This is a genomic window from Thermofilaceae archaeon, from assembly GCA_038731975.1.
Lineage (GTDB): Archaea > Thermoproteota > Thermoprotei > Thermofilales > Thermofilaceae > JANXEW01.
On sequence record JAVYQJ010000035.1, the window covers coordinates 7,433 to 8,891 of the forward strand.

Here is a 1,459-nt window from a genome sequence, read left to right on the forward strand (position 1 = left end):
GAGGCGATGCCCGAAATAGCTAAGGACTAGAACTCGTGTCCAAGATAGCGTTGCTCAGGACGGGAGGACTGCTCAGTAGGTACGGTATAAGAGTCTACACATCAACCCCGGTCATAAGGGTGGAGAGAAACGGCGTTGAGTTAGTGAGGCCACCGCTCGAAAGGTTCTTCATCGAGGCAGACACAGTGGTGTTAGCGGCGGGAGGGTATCCAACATAGATCTGCAGTTAATTAACGCTGCAAGAGCGATGGCTAAGGAGGTCCACATCATAGGGGATGCTAAGGAACCGAGGAAAGTCATAGACTCAGTGCATGAGGGATTCTTCACGGCGTTAAACATTTAAAACCTGTTTTTATCACCGAAACACATACTCAAAGACTAAGTTATTCCAACATCGTTGATGCCGCATTACTCAGGATGGAGGGGGCGGAGTCCTAGATCCGACCCAAATCCCTTGCCTGATGACGCGAACCTTAGGCGACCCACTACCGCGGATCAACCTCATAAGTCTCGATCACCTGATAATAATCGTGATCATTCATGGTAAGGCTGTCTAGAGGTAGTGTGTTTCTGTATGTGATGATTGGGGATATAACTGAGTTCATCGGAGATGCCGTGGTGAACCCGGCGAATACGTACATGTTTATGAGTGGAGGGGTTGCAGGGGCTATAAGGAGGAAAAGCGGGGTTGAAATAGAGTTAGAGGCTAGGAGGCATGCACCAGTGCCTATTGGTAAGGCCGTGACCACCTCGGCCGGCAAGTTTAAGTGTAGGTACGTTATTCACGCACCAACCGTCGAGGCCCCTGGAGGAAGATCCAGCGCGGAGAAAGTATATGAAGCGACTAAGGCAGCTCTTAAAGAAGCCCGCAGGGTTGGAGTAACAACGGTGGCGTTCTCGTTAATGGGTGCTGGGGTTGGAGGCTTAACCCTCGAGGAGTCTTTGAGATCTATGGTCAAAGCGTTTGAGGAGTTAGGTCGCGGGATGAATCTCCATCTATATGTCCTGAGTGGGGACATGCAGTTGAAAGCGGTAGAGGTTCTAACTAAAATGGGTTGGAGGGAGGGCTGAGCCTTAGTAGGTTTGCATGCTGTAAGTGGTTCTTCCGGTGTGTGGACTGTGGTTGGAGGACCCTAGGGGGAATAGGGTTTGGCAGGAGTGGTTTTACATAAAATCGACGCGTGGTGGTTGAGACTAAAGGCGCATGCGGAGAGATTCAATATTTCCGCAGGCGTGGGTTAAAGTACATCTCAAGCCCTCTACCTATCATCATTACCGACATCACTGTTAAAGCTATCATTAGACCTGGAGGGAGGAACCACTACATCTCCAGTATTACTGCATTCTTGATCATCGCAAAGTGAAGTATGGTCCCCAGCTTTTTATTGTGGGTCTCCGAGTCCCAGGAAGCTTAGGGATGACTCAGTTATCATAGCCATACCCCCAACATTATCTCCTA

General features: G+C 49.6%; 2 protein-coding genes. Both read left to right on the plus strand.

Going from position 1 to position 1,459, the window contains the following annotated elements; translation table 11 throughout:
- Positions 1–35: 35 nt before the first annotated feature.
- The gene (locus QXF46_08555) at positions 36–218 is read left to right on the plus strand and encodes a hypothetical protein (GenBank protein MEM0226908.1); all 183 of its coding nucleotides are present in this window, start codon (positions 36–38) and stop codon (positions 216–218) included.
- Between the two features lie 322 nt (positions 219–540).
- The gene (locus QXF46_08560) at positions 541–1,071 is read left to right on the plus strand and encodes a macro domain-containing protein (GenBank protein ID MEM0226909.1); all 531 of its coding nucleotides are present in this window, start codon (positions 541–543) and stop codon (positions 1,069–1,071) included.
- Positions 1,072–1,459 lie beyond the last annotated feature (388 nt).